The 944-nt window shown below is 41.8% G+C and carries 1 protein-coding gene and 1 pseudogene; both read right to left on the bottom strand.

All coding sequences use genetic code 11. The annotated features are described in order from the left end of the window. The coding region (locus ACFIL8_RS12830; RefSeq protein WP_375689850.1) for an NAD(P)/FAD-dependent oxidoreductase at positions 1-501 on the bottom strand (501 nt) is incomplete at its 3' end. 5 nt (positions 502-506) lie between these two features. Continuing rightward, positions 507-944, bottom strand: a pseudogene (locus ACFIL8_RS12825) (glutamine synthetase); the annotation flags it as partial.

Here is a 944-nt window from a genome sequence, read left to right as displayed (position 1 = left end):
TGTTTCAGCCTTATCCATAAAAGTAAGCGCGTGATAGCCATAACGCTGCATCGCCTCAATATGCCGTTGATAAGAGAAAAGCTCACGCTTTTTATGGGTTACAGAAAGCTGTCCTCCTATCAAATCACAAGGACAATTAGGCATCGCGCATAACGATAAAATATCTTTTTTAGCTTCTTCTGCTAAATCAAACAGAACCTTACTGCGCTCAAAACCATATTTTTTCTCTAATGTTTCTACCCACTGCCGTTGCCCCGTTCCTAATTGACCACCATTGCGCCCTGAAGCGCCATCACCAAAACGTGATGCTTCAAACAAAACAACACCCACTCCAGCTTTGGCTAAATGATAAGCAGCTGAAAGTCCCGTAAAACCGCCTCCAATAATGACCACATCACACTGTCTGTTTTCACAAAAAGAAGGATACGATGGACGTTCTCTTAAAGCATCTTCATACCAAGAAATTCCTGGAGAAATTAGATTATCATCAATCGTTGTCATAAAATTTAAACATTCAGCAGGAGATATTCACGCTCCCACGGACTAATTACTTCCATAAAAGTTTCAAACTCTTGTCGTTTGATTGCAGCATAAGTACTGACAAACACATCCCCTAAAATAGCACGTATTGCTGTATCTTGTTCAAATAAATTAACGGCCTCAATGAGTCCACGCGGCAACTCAATATTATCAGCGTTTACATTATTTGTCGCTGGCTCATCTGGCTCAATTTTTTGCTGTAAACCAATAAGACCACACGCTAAAGAAGCTGCAAGGGCTAAATAAGGATTCGCATCTGATGAAGGAAGCCTATTCTCGACACGCCGCGCTTGAGGAGCAGAACGGGGAACTCGAAAAGCTGTCGTCCGATTATCATATCCCCATCGCAAATTAACAGGAGCCGAATTATCAGGGACAAGACGTCGATAAGAATTCACATAAGG

The sequence above is a fragment of the Bartonella sp. AP57NXGY genome (assembly GCF_042195805.1).
Classification (GTDB): domain Bacteria; phylum Pseudomonadota; class Alphaproteobacteria; order Rhizobiales; family Rhizobiaceae; genus Bartonella.
This window is presented reverse-complemented; position numbering and strand designations above follow the sequence as displayed.